The sequence below is a fragment of the Kineococcus sp. G2 genome (assembly GCF_037154035.1).
Classification (GTDB): domain Bacteria; phylum Actinomycetota; class Actinomycetes; order Actinomycetales; family Kineococcaceae; genus Kineococcus.
On record NZ_JBBBEM010000100.1, the window covers coordinates 1 to 14,842 of the forward strand.

Annotated in this window: 17 protein-coding genes and 1 pseudogene; 12 read left to right on the forward strand and 6 right to left on the reverse strand. The window is 73.2% G+C overall.

The window, feature by feature from the left end; genetic code table 11:
• Window positions 1-428 precede the first annotated feature (428 nt).
• Window positions 429-926 carry a hypothetical protein gene (locus V9U69_RS14470; RefSeq protein WP_337062553.1) on the forward strand — a complete coding sequence of 166 codons (498 nt, stop codon included), beginning with the start codon at window positions 429-431 and terminating at the stop codon, window positions 924-926.
• Window positions 923-1,231: a transcriptional regulator gene (locus V9U69_RS14475; RefSeq protein WP_337062554.1), complete on the forward strand. Its 309-nt coding sequence runs from the start codon at window positions 923-925 to the stop codon at window positions 1,229-1,231. The genes V9U69_RS14470 and V9U69_RS14475 overlap by 4 nt, the downstream gene beginning before the upstream one ends.
• Window positions 1,232-1,370: 139 nt before the next feature.
• Here the strand turns inward: V9U69_RS14475 and V9U69_RS14480 are convergent, their stop codons facing one another.
• Complete coding sequence (locus V9U69_RS14480) at window positions 1,371-2,102, reverse strand: CPBP family intramembrane glutamic endopeptidase (RefSeq protein WP_337062555.1); 732 nt, start codon at window positions 2,100-2,102, stop codon at window positions 1,371-1,373.
• Window positions 2,103-2,157: 55 nt separating this feature from the next.
• Here V9U69_RS14480 and V9U69_RS14485 point away from each other — a divergent pair, with 55 nt between their 5' ends.
• From V9U69_RS14485 to V9U69_RS14495, 4 genes and pseudogenes are all read left to right on the forward strand, one after another.
• Window positions 2,158-2,739 (forward strand): TetR/AcrR family transcriptional regulator, encoded by a 582-nt coding sequence (locus tag V9U69_RS14485; protein ID WP_337062556.1) that lies wholly within the window; start codon window positions 2,158-2,160, stop codon window positions 2,737-2,739.
• Between the two features lie 410 nt (window positions 2,740-3,149).
• A pseudogene (locus tag V9U69_RS19355) lies at window positions 3,150-3,307 on the forward strand (recombinase family protein); the annotation flags it as partial.
• A gap of 63 nt (window positions 3,308-3,370) precedes the next feature.
• Window positions 3,371-3,499 (forward strand): hypothetical protein, encoded by a 129-nt coding sequence (locus tag V9U69_RS14490; protein ID WP_337062557.1) that lies wholly within the window; start codon window positions 3,371-3,373, stop codon window positions 3,497-3,499.
• 103 nt (window positions 3,500-3,602) lie between these two features.
• The gene (locus tag V9U69_RS14495) at window positions 3,603-4,970 is read left to right on the forward strand and encodes a DUF2254 domain-containing protein (RefSeq protein ID WP_337062558.1); all 1,368 of its coding nucleotides are present in this window, start codon (window positions 3,603-3,605) and stop codon (window positions 4,968-4,970) included.
• Between the two features lie 347 nt (window positions 4,971-5,317).
• On the opposite strand, the gene V9U69_RS14500 is transcribed toward V9U69_RS14495, so the two are convergent.
• The gene (locus tag V9U69_RS14500) at window positions 5,318-5,551 is read right to left on the reverse strand and encodes a hypothetical protein (protein WP_337062559.1); all 234 of its coding nucleotides are present in this window, start codon (window positions 5,549-5,551) and stop codon (window positions 5,318-5,320) included.
• Window positions 5,552-5,801: 250 nt separating this feature from the next.
• A complete protein-coding gene (locus V9U69_RS14505) occupies window positions 5,802-6,593 on the reverse strand; it encodes a GAF and ANTAR domain-containing protein (protein WP_337062560.1) in 792 nt (263 codons plus the stop codon).
• Between the two features lie 343 nt (window positions 6,594-6,936).
• On the opposite strand from V9U69_RS14505, the gene V9U69_RS14510 reads away from it, so the two are divergent.
• From V9U69_RS14510 to hflX, 4 genes are all read left to right on the forward strand, one after another.
• Entirely contained in the window at window positions 6,937-7,383 is a 447-nt protein-coding gene (locus tag V9U69_RS14510) for a hypothetical protein (RefSeq protein ID WP_337062561.1), read from the forward strand.
• Window positions 7,384-7,542: 159 nt separating this feature from the next.
• Complete coding sequence (locus V9U69_RS14515) at window positions 7,543-8,001, forward strand: ANTAR domain-containing protein (protein WP_337062562.1); 459 nt, start codon at window positions 7,543-7,545, stop codon at window positions 7,999-8,001.
• Window positions 8,002-8,163: 162 nt separating this feature from the next.
• A complete protein-coding gene (locus V9U69_RS14520) occupies window positions 8,164-9,159 on the forward strand; it encodes an SDR family oxidoreductase (protein ID WP_337062563.1) in 996 nt (331 codons plus the stop codon).
• A 78-nt stretch (window positions 9,160-9,237) separates the two neighbouring features.
• Complete coding sequence (gene hflX, locus V9U69_RS14525; protein ID WP_337062564.1) at window positions 9,238-10,437, forward strand: GTPase HflX; 1,200 nt, start codon at window positions 9,238-9,240, stop codon at window positions 10,435-10,437.
• Between the two features lie 107 nt (window positions 10,438-10,544).
• On the opposite strand, the gene V9U69_RS14530 is transcribed toward hflX, so the two are convergent.
• Window positions 10,545-11,915 carry an alpha/beta fold hydrolase gene (locus V9U69_RS14530; protein ID WP_337062565.1) on the reverse strand — a complete coding sequence of 457 codons (1,371 nt, stop codon included), beginning with the start codon at window positions 11,913-11,915 and terminating at the stop codon, window positions 10,545-10,547.
• A gap of 59 nt (window positions 11,916-11,974) precedes the next feature.
• Window positions 11,975-12,358: a hypothetical protein gene (locus V9U69_RS14535; protein ID WP_337062566.1), complete on the reverse strand. Its 384-nt coding sequence runs from the start codon at window positions 12,356-12,358 to the stop codon at window positions 11,975-11,977.
• Window positions 12,359-13,212: 854 nt separating this feature from the next.
• Between V9U69_RS14535 and V9U69_RS14540 the strand changes: the two genes are divergently transcribed.
• Window positions 13,213-13,620: an ATP-binding protein gene (locus V9U69_RS14540; RefSeq protein ID WP_337062567.1), complete on the forward strand. Its 408-nt coding sequence runs from the start codon at window positions 13,213-13,215 to the stop codon at window positions 13,618-13,620.
• Here V9U69_RS14540 and V9U69_RS19360 read toward each other — a convergent pair.
• Complete coding sequence (locus V9U69_RS19360) at window positions 13,597-14,226, reverse strand: helix-turn-helix domain-containing protein (protein WP_442907780.1); 630 nt, start codon at window positions 14,224-14,226, stop codon at window positions 13,597-13,599. The genes V9U69_RS14540 and V9U69_RS19360 overlap by 24 nt on opposite strands.
• Window positions 14,227-14,533: 307 nt before the next feature.
• Here V9U69_RS19360 and V9U69_RS14545 point away from each other — a divergent pair, with 307 nt between their 5' ends.
• Entirely contained in the window at window positions 14,534-14,824 is a 291-nt protein-coding gene (locus V9U69_RS14545) for a DUF2795 domain-containing protein (protein ID WP_337062568.1), read from the forward strand.
• Window positions 14,825-14,842: the final 18 nt, after the last annotated feature.

Genomic DNA, 14,842 nt, shown 5'->3' on the forward strand with positions numbered 1-14,842 from the left:
GGCCCCGCAGGCGCCAGCCGAAGCCTGGGACGGGAGCCATCCGCTCGACGCTACTGGAACGGGCCCGGCAGGCACCGCGTGGGAACGGGCACCGTGAGCAGGGGCTGCGTGATCACGCCTCAGCTCTGCGAGCTTCGCAGGGAGCGTCCGCTCGCCGAAGCGACCGCAGCGCCCGGCCGTCCGGCTCTGCACCCTGGGGGACGAGCCGTGTGGTGGAGTCCGCCGCGAGAGCGGGCGCTCACCGGCACGGACGGAGGACCGTCAAGCCCGGTGTGACGCTGCGCTGCGAAAGATCGCCGTCGCAGAAGCGACTGGTTGCGAGGCGGCGGCCATGTCCGCAGTGCGCCATGAGCGGGCCCTCCAGCGACCGGCTGCGTGGGCGCACCCGCCCACTTGCCATGATGGAAAGCAGAAGTTAGCTTTCCGTCATGGAAAGCGAGCCCAGGGCCACGCCCGACGACGCCCGCGCCGCCCTGCAGGAACTCACCGACACGCGCCGGCGCCTGGCCGAGCGCATCACCTCCCCGTGGTGGTACCGCCTGGGCGCGGCCGCCTGCACCGCCTCGCTGTTCTTGGGCGTCGGCCTGCTGGTGGGCCGGCCCGAGGCCGGCAGCAGCGCGGAGTCGGCATCGACGCTGCTGATCGTGTTCGGGGCGATCCTGGCGCCGATGGCCCTGCTGGCTGCGCTGAAGCGCTCCACGGGGATCTCCATCGAGCGCTACGGCGAGGGCCTGGGCACCTGGTGCGCCGTCGTGTTCGGGCTGTTCGCGCTCGGGTTCTCGCTGCAGGCCTTCGCCGGCGTGCCCCTCGCCCTGCCCGTCGCCGGGATCGGTGCCTTCGCGGCCACGGTGCTCACTGAACGGCGCATCGACGACCTGCTGCGCCGGCGCGTGCGCGAGGGCCGGGGCGTGCAGGCGGGCGCGTGAGCGATCAGGTGCGGCCGGTCTTCGACGAGGTCGTCCACGCCCCCAACCGCTTGCAGATCTGCGCGATGCTCGCCGCGGTGGAGGCGCTGGACTTCGCCACCGTGCGCGAGGCGCTGGCCATCAGCGACTCGGTGCTCAGCAAGCACGTCAGGGTCCTGGCGGACGCCGGGTACGTGCACACCTCCAAGACCCCGCACGGTTCGCGAACGCGCACCTGGCTGTCCTTGACCGGTGCCGGCCGCGTCGCTCTGGAGGGGCACCTGGCGGAGCTGCGCCGCATCGCGGCCCTGGCCACGACCCCCTGACCGCACCGTGCGGATCGGGATGAGCGTGCCGTGGCCGCCCGTCGCGCCTGTTTCAGAGGCGACCGGTCGTGAGACGGCGACCGTGCCCGGACCGCGGCATGATCGCGCGCTCGGCAGGGCCATCTCGTCGCCCCAGCGCTCAGGAAGCTGCCACCACCGGGATCAGGATGGGCAGGTTGATGAGCAGGTGCAGCGTCATGGCCGCGAGGAGGTTGCGACGGACGACGGCGATGGCGGCGATGGCCAACGCGCCGGGGAGTTGGTGCAGCAGCCAGGAGGGTCCGAAGAAGACGAGGTGCGGCCCGGTGAAGATCGTGAGGCTGGCCGCTGCGCCGAGCCAGCGCGCGTACGGCCGGCGGCCGAAGAGCGCACCGAGCCGCTCGGCGAGGTAGCCGCGGTAGACGATCTCCTCCGTCACCGCCGCCGTCACGATCAGCACCAGGGCGCCGGTGACCCCGAGGGCGGCGATGGCGGCCACGCCCTCGTTGTCCCGCTGCGGTGCGAGGGTGCCGATCAGCCACGACCACGCCATGACGATCCCGAAGGCGTAGAGCACCCACTCCAGGTCGCGCCCGCTGGGTCGCCGCAGCAGCAGCGAGGAGGTGCCCAGTCGTTCCACGCGCAGCACCACCGCCACCAGCAGTCCCGCTCCGAGCCACTTCCACGGGTCACCGGCTGCCGGCCCGGTCAGGCCCCACCGCAGGTCGATGCCGGCGACTTCGTCGACGGGGGGCCCGCTGTGCACGCCTGCGATCACGACACCGCCCAGCAGCAGGCTCACCAGCAGCCGAGGGCGGCTCAGGGACCAGGCCTCGAGGGGAGCCGCGGTCGTGGTGGGGGAGTTCGGCGCCGTCGGATCGGCATCGGCCATGCCGCTAGAGTAGGCGCTCTAGAGCGCATGCTCTAGAGCGGAGTGGGGTGATCAGGTGGTTGTTCAACGTGGTGACCGCCGGGCCGACATCGTCGCGGCGGCTCACCGGTGCATCGCGCAGTTCGGGTACGAGCGCGCCACCACGGCACGGATCTGCGCAGCCGCACAGGTTTCGTCGGGGACGTTCTTCCACTACTTCCCCACCAAGGTCGCCGTCCTGGTGGCAGTCCTCCAGAGCGGCGTGGACCGCACCCGTGAGGTGTTCGAGCGCATCCGCGCGACAGCGGCCGACGACGCCCTCGCGGCCCTGGAGCAGTGGCGCGAGCACGTCCTCGCCGAAGCCGCCGACGAGGACCTGGCCGGTTTCGCTGAGGCTCTGAGCGCTGTTCCCGACGCCGCGGAGGTCGTGGCAGTGCTCGAGGACGAGAAGACGGTGGTCCGCCGGGCGCTGGTGGACGTGGTCACCGCCGGTCAGAGGCAGGGGACGGTGCGGGCCGACATCGCCGCCGAGCGGGCAGCGCTGTGGCTGAGCATCGTGGCCGAGGCGGTCCTGGGGCACGCCGTCGAGGAGGGTGGCCTTCCGCAGGTCTTCGCGTCCGAGCTGGAGGACGTCGTCACTCGCGTGCTGCGCCCCTGACCCGAGGCCCGCGCACGGACCACCCGTGCACCGAGCCCGACCTGCAGCCCGGGCAGAACCCTGCAGCGTTGGTCCGCTCAGGCCGTTCCACGGGCATCGGCACAAGCGGAAGGTGGTCGAGCGCGCCGTGACGGAGCGTGGTGACGGCCTGGCATCTCAGATCTGACCGTTTCTGAGACACCGCGGGGGAAGGGCCCAAGGTCACGACACGCCGTCTCCGGACCCGTGCCCGAAACGTCCGTCTCACCGGCGGCGTGTGGGCGCTTTCCGAGACGGTCCCGGCTGTCCCCGCCCACACCTCGACCCCTGCGATCGGCGATGCGACCACCCGCCGACCCGGTCACCTCCTCGGCTGCGCCCGGGTCTCCACCACCGCGCAGGACTCCGCCCTGCAGCACGACGACCTCAGCAACAAGGGGGTGGGTTTCCGGTCGCTGACGGAGTCCATCGAGACCACCACCGCCACCGGCCGGCCGCCTGGTGCTGCACCTGTTCGGTGCCCTGGGTGAGTTCGAGCGCGACCTGCTGCGTGAGCGCACCGCCGCCGCCCGCGGCCTGCTCGCCGCCGGGCGCACCAGTCGTGAGGCCGCCGAGGCCGTGGGCGTCTCGCGTTCCACGCTGTACCGGGCGGGTGAGCGTCGACGTGGCCGACGAAGCAGTCGTGCTGCTGAACGAGCTGAGCCGGCAGTGGGGCTGGCACCAGCTGCCGGGGTGCACGCAGGTGTGGTGCGAGGTGACCAAGCACGCACCGACGACTTGAGCGCACCCCGCACCCCGCACCCCGCACGTCGCGCGTCCTCGACGTGCGGCGCTGGTCCCGCAGCCGCGGTGATCTCCGAGCCGGATCTGGGTAGGTGGTGGATGTGGGCACCAGCAGCAGGAGCGGCACCAGCAGGAACAGCACCAAGCACGTCGAGCGGTCCGGGGCGAAGGTGTGGTTGTGGCCGGGCGTGGCCGGTGCGGTCGCGCTGGCCGCGGGGCTGGTCCTGGCGCAGCTGCGCCCGCGGGAGTCCTCGCTGCTGTCCCGACTGGCCTGGCCCGGCGGCACCGACGGGGCCAGCACGATGCTGCAGGCGATCGCAGCGGCCTCCATCAGCGTCATCTCGATGACGTTCTCCCTGACGGTGGTGGCCCTGCAGCTGGCCTCGCAGCAGTTCTCCCCGCGCCTGCTGCGCGACTTCATGCGCGACCCGTGGACCAAGGCGGTCCTCGCGGTGCTGGTCGCCACGTTCGTGTTCTCCCTGACGGTGCTGCGCGGGATGCGCCCGGACCAGCCCCCACCGGCGGCGGCCCTGTTCGTCGCGTTCGTCCTGGGCATCGCCTCCGTGGCCGCGGTGCTGGGTTTCATCCACCACCTCACCCGCCTGCTGCGCGTGGACACGATGATGCTCACCGTCCACGACGAGGCCCTGAAGGCGATCGACACGTTCTACCCCTCCCTGGACGACCCCCCGCGACGCACCCCGGACGAACTGCACGTGGACTGGGCCGCGGCCACCGGCATCCCCGCCACCCGCAGCGGGTTCGTGCGCCTGGTCGACGTCGAAGCCCTGGTCGGCGCCGCCCGTGAGCACGACGCGCTGGTGTGGATCGACGCGCGCCCCGGCGACCACGTCGTCGCCGGAACGCCCCTGGCGAGCGCGTGGGCGCCCGAGCTGGACGAGCAGGGCCGGGCCGAGCTGGCCGAGCGGGTGCACCAGACGGTCGCCCTCGGCTACGAGCGCACCATCGAGCAGGACTCCGCCTTCGGTTTCCGCCAGCTCACCGACATCGCCGTCAAGGCCCTCTCGCCCGGCATCAACGACCCCGTCACCGCCGCGCACTGCATCGGGCACGCCAGCGACCTGCTGGTGCGCCTGACCGGCAAGCAGTTGGGCCCCACCGTCCACGAGGACGAGCACGGCGCCGCGCGCGCCGTGGTGCCCGACCGGGACCTGCGCTACTACCTGGACCTGGTGTGCGGGCAGGTGCGCCGCTACGGCCAGCACGAACCCACCGTGCTGGCGGCCCTGCTGCGCATGCTGCGCGACGTGGCCACCGCCGCCCGCACGCAGGAACACCGCCAGGAGGTCGAGCGGCAGGTGCGGCTGATCCTCGCGGAGGTCCCCGAGGCGATGGTCGACGCGGACGCCGAGCAGGTCCACGACCTCGCCGAGCGCGTGCGCGCCGCCGCGGCCGGGGACGTGCGCGCCGCCTACCGCGACCGGGCCGGGGAGACCCGCTCGATCTGAGTGGCATCGGCAACAGGAACAGGCGTCCAGACGCTGGCCGGGCGGTTCCTCACCCGGGTGGGTCAGCTCAGCGCTGACGCACACCGGCTGCACCGCGCCGCGCGTGTCGAGAAGGTGGGCCTGCGCAGCAGGCTGTGCCCGCGGCTGTACGCCGCCAGTGACGACCTCGGGTGCGCTGGACCTTCAACCACGCCACTGCTCGCCTGCGTCGCGACCGCTGATGAACCCCGTGCCGGTGAGCCAGGGCCCTCCACACGCCCCCGACGACACCGGAACGGTCCTCGCGGGGTCGATGCGCGAGGTGGGACTGCCGTGGCGGAGGTTTCGGTGTTCCGCGGGGCTCTCGGTCATCGAGGTCGCCGAGGTGTCAGCTGTGCCTGCACGGCGTCGGAGAGGTCGGCATCGGCTGCCAGGGTGATCCGCACGCGGTAGGAATCGAGCAGGACTTCGACGCTCTCACGAGGTTTGCCGACCAGGATCAGCCCCTGCTGCTGGGCACGACGCTGCAGTTCGGCGTGGACGGTGGCCAGCACCGTGGTGGTGCCGGCTCTCCACTCGGCCTCACTGACGACGTTGGTCAAGACGAGGTGGTGGCACTGCGTCATGGCGGTCCCTCGAGGACGGAAGGGTGCTGCTCAACACTGACCACCCTGCTGCAGCTCCTCACAGGTGGTGAGCCTGTCCGGTCGGTCACGTCGCACGCGTGCAGACCGGTGCCCGCGCCGGCGTGCAGCGCCTGGCGGCGGGCGAGGGCCGGTGCTGGGCACGTACCCACGACCGCCGACGGATGCGCAGCTGTCCGTGCAGAACACGCTGTCTGCACCGGTGGCGTCAGGTTCGGCTGGCGCGCTGGACGATGTCGGTGGCGATCTCGCGCAGCTTGCGGTTGGCGTGCTGGGACTGCTTGACCATGTGCGTGAACGCCTCTTCGGGGGTGCAGCGCAAACTCGCGACCAGCACGCCCTTGGCCTGCTCGATCACCGCCCGCGACTGCATCGCGGTCTGCAGGTTCGCGCTCAGGGAGATCGCCGAGGCGTACAGGGAGTGGTTGGCCAGCGCGATGGCGGCGTAGGAGGCGAAGACCTGCAGCAGCTGCACCGCCTCCTCGTCCAGCACGCCGTCGTCGAAGCGGTAGACGTTGATGCCACCCAGGATCCGCTGCGGCATCGGCATCCCGACCGAGACGACGCTGCGCACCCCCTGGCGGGCGGCGATCGCGGCGAAGTCGGGGTAGACCGCGTCGGCGGCGGTGTCGTCCACGCGCACGACCTGCCCGGACTGCGCAGCGTCCAGGCAGGGCCCGAAACCGCCGGCGTACTGCCGCTCGTCCAGCGTGGCGGCCAGCCGCCCGCTGAAGGCGGCGCTGTGGGCCTTGCCGCCTTCCAGCAAGGTCACCGAGACCTCTTCGGCGCCGGGCACGCACGCCTTGGCCAGCTCGGCCACGCGGGTCAGCACCTGTCCCAGCGGGCTCTCGCCCACCACGAGGCGGCCCAGCTCGGCGAACGCCTCCTGCGGTTCCATCACCACCTCGTGCGAGGTGCCGTGCGGGGCGTCCTGCGGGGGCGGGGAGGCGGGGGCGCCGGGGGTATCGGCGGCACGGGAGGTGTCGAACGGTGCGGTCACGGTGGGTTCCTCCACTGGAGGGCGCAGACCGGGCGCGCCGGGCTCCGCGGTGGTTCCCGACCCCGCGGGTGCGGGTGCGGAACCTGCGAGAGCTGGGGTCCAACCCGGCCCGCCGCACCACCTGACCTGACGGGCCAGGGCTGCGCGACGGTGGCGCAGTGAGCCCAGCGTAACCCCACCACCTCCTGCGGCAGTCGGGCGCGATGCACCTCGCACCTCCCAGCGTCCCCGGCCCACCGGTCCGCTGGGGGAGTGCGAGCGTGTGAGGAACCGTGCGCTGGGGTACTCACCTTCAAGGATCGTCCAAGGATGCGGCGCCTTGCTCCTCGAGCGGAGGCTGATCGTGGACGGTGTGGCAGGTGGGGTGCGGCTGGAGCTGGCCGACGGCGGTGCTGACGTGCTGCGTCAGGCGCGGCGCTTCGTGCGGCTGCAGGCCGAGCAGTGCGGGCTGGAGCAGCGCGGCGACGACGCCGTGCTGGCCGCCGCCGAACTGCTCGAGGGGGCCGAGAGCGCCGTGACGCCCACGGCGGTGCAGGTGGCCGAGGCCGACGGCGGGCTGCTGATCGGGGTGGACCTGCGAGGCCGGCGGCTGCTGCACCTGAACGAGCACTCCGAGGCGCTGATCTCGGCGTTGTCCTGCCGCTGGGGCTGGCGGGTGCACGGGCAGGGCGTGCACGCCTGGTGCCACATCCCCGCCGTCGACGACAATGCCGACAACGCCGTCGGCGCCGTCGAACAGGTGCCTGTTGGTGCAAGTGGTAGCCGACCGGTCGCTGCGGTGTTCTACTGACTGACAGGGGCAAGGGCGCGAACGGGGCGCGCCGCCGGCGTTGAACAGTCAGCTCCGGCCCTGACCCCACCCGCTGACCGTCCCACGACGGCGACGGACCCCGGGCCCTCGAGCCCTCGACACCTCATCGCCCGCTCTGGGACGCTGCCGGTACCGGTGATGGTGGACGCCGTCCCCAACGGCACGCTGAACGGTCAGGTGGCCGGGGTGCTGAGCCTGTACAGCCCGCACCGCGGTGCCTTCAGCAGCGCCGACGAGCTCGATCTCGCCTTGACCGTGGCCACGCTCGCCGCCGCGATCGTAGCCACGCGACGGCGCGTGGAGCAGGAACGCTCGACCGCGCAGGACCTGCGCCTGGCGATGAGCAGCCGTGCCCCCATCGAGCAGGCCAAGGGGCTGGCCGCCTTGAGCCGGGACCGCAACGTCAAGGTCCGCGACCTGGCCCAGCTGCTGGTTCCCGAGCCCGCCGCGACCGGTCTGCGCCAGGTGCTGAGCGCGCAGCACCACAAGCTCAACGCGAGGCGCTCAGCACCGGACGGACCCGCCCCCTGCAGCACCGGTGGTGACTTCAGGCACGCCGGGCGGTCGCGGCCCCGACGCCCCACGGTCGAGCACTGACCCGCGGCAACGGGCGGTGCCGCGAGCAGCCTCCTGCACCACCTGTTCAGCGGCCGCGGCCGGTACCGCGCGGGGTCGTCGAGCGCGCGGTCGGGACGAGCCGAGGATCGCGCTGGACCGTCGGCACGTTTCGGCACATCGGTGCTGGGGCAGGTGAACGAGGTGGCCAAAGCAGTGAAGGACCAGGTCGTCGTCGTGCTCGGGGCTTCCAGCGGCATCGGGCGCGCTGCTGCGCTGGCTCTCGCCCGCGAGGGCGCTGCGGTGGTCTGCGCTTCCCGCGGCGTGGAGGCGCTGCAGAGCCTGGTGGGGCAGATCAGCGCGGCCGGTGGTCGGGCGATCGCCGTGCCGACCGACATCACCGACCCGGCGGCCCTGCAGGCGCTGGTGCTGGAGGCCGAGGCGCGTTTCGGACGGGTGGACACCTGGGTCAACGGCCCCGGGGTCAGCGTGTACGGAACGATCGAGCAGATCCCGCTGGAGGACTTCCGCAAGGTCGTGGAGGTCAACTTCCTCGGCCACGTCGCGGCCAGCAAGGCCGCACTGCCCGCCTTGCGGCGCGCCGGAGGCGGCACGTTGATCGGCATCTCGTCGGTGGAGGGTGTGCGTTCCCTGCCGTTGCACGCCCCGTACACCGCGTCGAAGTTCGCCCTGCGTTCCTTCTACGACGCCCTGCGGATGGAGTTGGCCCAGGGCGGGGACCCGGTGGCGGTGACCACGATCCTGCCGGCCGGCATCGGCACCCCCTTCTGGGAGCACTCCCGCAACTACACCGGCAGCATGAGCAAGCCGCCGCCGCCCGTCTACGCCCCCGAGCGGGTCGCCGCGACCATCGTGCACGCAGCCGCCCACCCGCGCCGGGAAGTGGCCGTCGGTGGCGCCGCCGTCGGGTTCATCCTCGGTCAGCGACTCAACCCCGCACTGACCGACCTCGTCCTGAGCCTGGTCGGCCGCAGCGCGCAGACCTCAGAGCGCCCGGACAACGGCACCGACATCCTGGACACCCCCACCCCCGGCCCCGGTCAGGTCCACGGGGACCACGTCAGCCACCTCGTGCGCCGCAGCCCCTTCACCGCCCTGGCGGAGCGCTTCGTGCGCCCGGGCGAGGCGCTGCTGGCGCTGCGGGCCCGTGCAGCGCGCCGAGCGCGCCCGGCGGGCTGAGCACCGCACCACGAGCACGACGAGCACCACGAGCACGACGAGCACGACGAGCACGACGAGCACGACGGAGGAGAAGAGATGGCCGGGACCTGGTTGCTGGGACGCGCCACCGACGACGCAGCCCGTGAGGAGAGCGGGCAGGGAGCGGCGGGGGAGCGGACGGCCCGGGCGGTGCTGATCGCCGTGGACCCGCCCGAGGAACGCGGGACCGGGGGGCAGTTGTCGCTGCAGGAGCTGGAGCGCCTGGCCGAGACCGACGGAGTGGTCGTGGTCGAGCGCGTGGTGCAGACGCGCGCTCACCCCGATCCCGCCACCTACCTCGGCTCGGGCAAGGTCCAGGAGCTGGCCGAGGTCGTGCAGCGCACCGGGGCGGGCCTGGTCATCGCCGACGACGAGCTGAGCCCGGGGCAGGTGCGCAACCTGGAGGAGCGCACCGGGGTGCGCGTGGTGGACCGCACCGCGCTGATCCTGGACATCTTCGCCGGGCACGCGCACAGCAGCGAGGGCCGCACGCAGGTGGAGCTGGCCCAGATCGCCTACCAGCTGCCGCGCCTGCGCGGAAAGGGGCAGGCGATGTCGCGCGTCGGTGGCGGTCGGGTGGCCGGCGGTGCGGGCATGGGCGTTCGCGGTCCGGGTGAGACCCGCCTGGAGAGCGAGCGGCGGCGCCTGCGCCAGCGCGCGTCGAGCCTGCGCAAGCAGGCTCAGCAGATCGACCGGCGCAGGCAGCGCACGCGCCTGCGCCGCGCCCGCAACCAGGTCCCCTCCGTGGCCGTCACCGGATACACCAACGCGGGCAAGTCCGCGCTGCTGAACCGCCTGGCCGGCAGCGACGTGCTGGTGCAGGGAGTCCTGTTCGCCACGCTGGACCCCACGGTGCGCCGGGTCAGCGACGGCGCCCTGACCTACACCCTCACCGACACCGTCGGATTCGTGCGCAACCTGCCCCACCAGCTCGTCGACGCCTTCCGCTCCACGCTGCAGGAGGTCGTCGAAGCCGACCTGGCGCTGCACGTGGTCGACGCTGCCGCCCCCGACGCGATGGCGCAGGTCACCACCGTGCGCGGGGTGCTGCACGAGGTCGGCGCCTCGCAGGTGCCCGAGCTGCTGGTCCTGAACAAGGTCGACATCGCTCCCGCGGAGTGGGTGCAGGCCCTGCAGCGCGCCTACCCCCACGCCGTGGCGGTCTCGGCGGCCACCGGGCAGGGCATCCCCGAACTGCGTGAGGCCCTCGTGAGCCGGGTGCGGCAGTTGAGCAGCCAGCGCCGCGCCGGCGGCTGACCCGAGGTCCTGGTGCCCCGTGGGCACCAGGACCGGGGCACCGGCTCCGGTGGGGCGCGCCCGCTCGTCAGCGGGTGCGCCCCACCGCGCTCAGCGTTCCGCCACGTTCAGCGCGCCGCTGGGTCCGTGCTCACCTGCGCCGGCAGCGGCACCAGGTGAGCGGGACCGGCGGGCTTCTGCGTCGCGTTGGCCACGGCGATCTCGTACAGCCCCAGCGCGGCGGTCGCCCACCGCCCGGCCGCCGGCTCTCCGCGCAGCACGGTGGCTGCCGCGAGGACGAGCTGCATCCCCGTGCCCGCATCGATGTTCAGGTGCACCGGCATCGGGATCTTCCGCAGCACGCCGCGCTCGTAGTCGGTGAGCAGGCTGTACGCGCTCGCGCTCACGGCGACACCCGCCCAGAGGGCACGGGTGCGTGGACCCCACCCCAGCAGGGTCGGCACGCTCACGCACACCGCGGCGGTGGCGTAGTCCAGGAGGCCGTGGGTGCGCGTGGAGATCGGCAGCCGCGGGGCGAGCGGATCGCGGTGAGCGCGGTCGGCGGGTACGACGACCCCGTCCGCCGCGGCCCCGCTCACCTCGGCACCGTCCAGCTCCGAGATCAGGAAGGTGTGGATCAGGCGGGCCGCGATGTGCGGGGCCGCGTAGTGCACGTTGTGCGCCGCGCCCTCCACCACGACCAGCCGCCCCTGGGGCAGCATCCCCGTCACCCGCTCCGCCCACTCCTGCGACAGGGTCTGGTCGTGGCGTCCACGCACCACCAGCGTGGGTGCCTGCACCAGCGGCAGGCGCTCCTCGATCGGGTCGTCCACCGTGCGCGCCAGCTGGGCGAACACCCGAACACCGCGGGCGGAGGCGTAGTCGGCCTGGTAGACGGAGTTCAGCGACGGCGGCTCGAACAGCATGTTGCGCAGGACCCGCGCGTACTGCTTGACGGGCGAGCGGTAGGCCGGGTCGGGGGTGGGGCCCTCCAGCACCAGGCGCTCCACCCTCTCGGGGAAGCGGGTGGCCACTTCCAGGGCGACCTGCACACCGACGGAGTTGCCGAACAGGACCGCGCGCTGCAGCCCGGTGGCGTCCATCCACGCGATGAGGTGCTCCGCTTGTGAGCGCACGTCCGGACCGGCCGGCCGCTCAGCCCCCACGACGGGTCGGGTGCGCCCGAAGCCGGGCAGGTCGGGCGCCAGCACGCGGTGCCCGAGGGCGGCCAGCCGCCGGCCCAGCGGCGCGAAGTAGCGGCTGGACAGGCCCAGGCCGTGGACGAGCACGAGCGGGGTGCGCCAACCGGCCCCGATACCGCCCCCCCAGACACGGGCGTGCACCTCGACGCCCAGGGCGGGCACCTGCGTGCGCACCCGCTCAGGTCCTGGGCCACCACCGGTCTCGCCGCTGGTGGAGGCCCCCTGCCCGTGCTCCACGGACAGCTCCCCCGGGGCGTGTTCAGCGGAGGCGCCGGGGGTTGCGCTGTTCTCGGTCATCGTTCCTCGGTTCCTGAGCGCTGGGCGAGCGGGACGGGCCGGGCAAGGGGCGGGCGGGGTCAGCGGGCGACGACGCGCAACGTCCCCATCGAGGCGTCGGCGGCGCCGGGGATGAGCATGCCCGCCGCGACGCCGGAGCGCAGGTTGTCCACGGCCTGGGCGTCGAGGGCCTCACCGGGGGTCAGGGCGGGCACCCCGGGCGGGTACGGGCTGACGGCCCCGGCGGCGATGCGGCCGACGGCCTGAATCCCCGCGGACTCGACCGGCACTGAGCGGGCGCAGGTGGGGAAGAACGCCTTGTCCGCGCCGACGGCACCGGCCGTGAGCTCCTCAGCCTGGCTGGTGACGCCCTGGGGTGCGCGGCGGTCGTCCAGGCCGTTGAGGGTGAGGACGTCCGCGGCGAACACCTGCTCGCCCAGAATCGCGAGCGCCTGGGGGGCCACACCGAGGCGTTGGTGCCCGGGTGGGCCGAGGACCACGTCAGCGCGGTGGTGGAAGGCTTCGACGGCTCCAGGACAGGGTGCGGGAGTGGCCCGGCGCGTGCTGCTCCGATCACGTCGTCCGTCTGCAGGCGCTGTCCGCTGCCCCGCACCACGGACGAGGGTGCCAGTGTGCCCGCCGGGCCGGGCGCCGCTCGATGCTGCGAGGTGCGGCAGGCGGGGACGACGGGAACGGGTGTCAAGGACTACTGTTCGAGGACTGCGTCACCGCCGCGTCCCGACCCGTCAGGTGGGGTGCGCCGTGGTCCGGGTTGGAACCACAGCTCCCGCAGGTTCCGCCTCCGCGTTCGCGGCCGCGGGAACCGTCACCGCGGAGTCTCGGGATCGCCCGGTCTCCGTCCTCGGAGCTGAGGAGTCCCGATGAGCTGGACCGTGGACCCCGAGACCGCAGCGTCGAACGCCTGCGAGCTGTTCATCTCGCCGGGGCGGCCTTCCCGCAGGATGGGCACGGCCTCCCGGAAGGTGCGGCAGGACCCTTCCGTGCTCACTCCGGCCCCGACGGTGCACGAGCACCCGGCGAGCCGGCGGCGTGAGCTCTCGGTGCTGCCGGATCCGGGTGCGCCGGTGCCCACGCCGCACGAGGTGCGTGAGCAGGCCGACCGTTCTGCCGCCGACGCCGGTGCCGGCTGGCCGGTCCGAGGGGCAGGTCGCGAGGTGGAGGGCGCGAGGTGCAGGAGCGGTGGGTCCGCGCCGGTGCGGTCGGGGTGCGTCGTGCCAGGTGGTGCTTCGAGGGTGATCAGGTTTCGAAGACGTTCAGGTGAGGGGCGCGGCACTGCGTGTCCAAGGAGGAGCCGGTCGTGAGTCACGACACGGGTGGTGCGGACGAGGTCCGCATCACGTTGGCGCCCGATGCCGACGCGCTCGTTCGAGCTCGGCGCTTCGTGAGCTCGTGCGCCCGCCGGAGCGGTCTGGACGATGAGCGCGCTGACGACGTGGTGCAGGCGGCAGCGGAGCTGATGGCCGTGGGTGGACGGATCCGCCAGGTCCTGGCCCTGGCGGTGCGCGAGGAGCCGGACCAGCTGACCGTCAGGGTCGACCTGGCCGGGCCCGCCAGCGTCGAGGTGGGTGATGAGGCTGCGGGCTTGTTGAACGGGCTGAGCCGGCAGTGGGGTTGGCGTCAGCTGCCGGGGTGCACGCAGGTGTGGTGCGAGGTGGCCAAGCGCCACGTGCCGAGGCGCGTGTCAGGGGATCGATCGGCGATGTGAACGCGCCGCCGCCTTCGACGTCCGAGCGCGCGGGTGACACCTGACACGTACGGGCGCGGGCCCTCGTTCCAGGGCTCGATCCGTGCGCGGGTGGCGGACCAGCCAGCGCTCGACGGCCGGAGCCTTGTCGGTGGAGGCGCCTTCCAGCACCAGGTGCACGGCGGAGCGGGAGCGCCAGTTCGTCACCGTCGGGCGTCGGATGCCCAGTTCGGCGGCGATCGCAGCGTTCGACTTCCCCTCGGCTGCAGCCAGCACGATGCGGGTACGGACCGCCGGCCCCGCCTCGCTCGTCTGGCGCCTCGACCGCGAGCGCAGCTGGTCCCGCTCGGCACCGGACAGCGTGATGTGCGGCGGCTTCGGTCCTGGAGCACCCGGTGTGCGCCCACACCGGGAACCAGCGAGCACCTGTCGACTCAGGACACTGGTCGGTGACGTGCACCGGCGACGCAGCTGTGAACACCGGTCGGGGTCGGGGTCATCGCCGCGGTGCCGGGCCGCACCAGGCTCGCCCGGCGGCAGCGACCAGGCCGATGCCGACCACGGCGGCGAGTGAGGGCTTCGGCGACCACCGCAGCGCTGCGACGGCCGTGCCAGGAGGTGCGTCACGCTGCGGGTCGGACCCGGGGCCCGCAACCGAGGTCACCGGATCGGGGGAGTCTCCGGCGAAGGCGTCGAGCATCGCAGGAACGAAGGCCGCCGGTGGTGACACCGGTGTCCGGATCGGCCTTCTCGCAGGACCCGGCGCATCAGCTGGCTGTCGTCGGCGGCGAGCGCCTCAACCACGGCGGGGAAGGTGATCCGCAGTCGCACCACCCGGTGGCACTCACCTCCGCCCCGCAGTCCCGGGTCGCCCCCGAGCGCCTCCTCTCCAGCGCGGGGTGTCGATCCCGCCGCGCGCGGGTACGGCTCAGGCATGGCAACGAACGACGAAGTCCTGCACGCCGTCCGCGACGCCGACTACCCGGCCGGCAAGGACGCCCTGATCGCCACCGCGCAGGCGAGCGGCGCGAGCGAGGACGTGCTGAAGGCGCTGCGCACCCTGCCGCTGGCGGACTACGACAACGCGCAGGAGGTGGTCCGCTCCGTGCCCAGCGAGGAGGAGCCGGAGGACGCGCGCACCGCCGCCGAGCAGGCGCGGCTGAACTCCACCTCGCACATCGCCGCCGGTCAGCGCGAGGTGCCGCCGGACCCGACGGCCTCCTGACGTCGCCGCGGGGGCGCC

Bases quoted from the DNA above. Each gene is read 5' to 3' on its own strand.
- V9U69_RS14530 (WP_337062565.1), bottom strand. From the start codon at position 11,915: ATGACCGAGAACAGCGCAACCCCCGGCGCCTCCGCTGAACACGCCCCG.
- hflX (WP_337062564.1), top strand. From the start codon at position 9,238: ATGGCCGGGACCTGGTTGCTGGGACGCGCCACCGACGACGCAGCCCGT.
- V9U69_RS14470 (WP_337062553.1), top strand. From the start codon at position 429: ATGGAAAGCGAGCCCAGGGCCACGCCCGACGACGCCCGCGCCGCCCTG.
- V9U69_RS14480 (WP_337062555.1), bottom strand. From the start codon at position 2,102: ATGGCCGATGCCGATCCGACGGCGCCGAACTCCCCCACCACGACCGCG.
- V9U69_RS14515 (WP_337062562.1), top strand. From the start codon at position 7,543: ATGGTGGACGCCGTCCCCAACGGCACGCTGAACGGTCAGGTGGCCGGG.
- V9U69_RS14545 (WP_337062568.1), top strand. From the start codon at position 14,534: ATGGCAACGAACGACGAAGTCCTGCACGCCGTCCGCGACGCCGACTAC.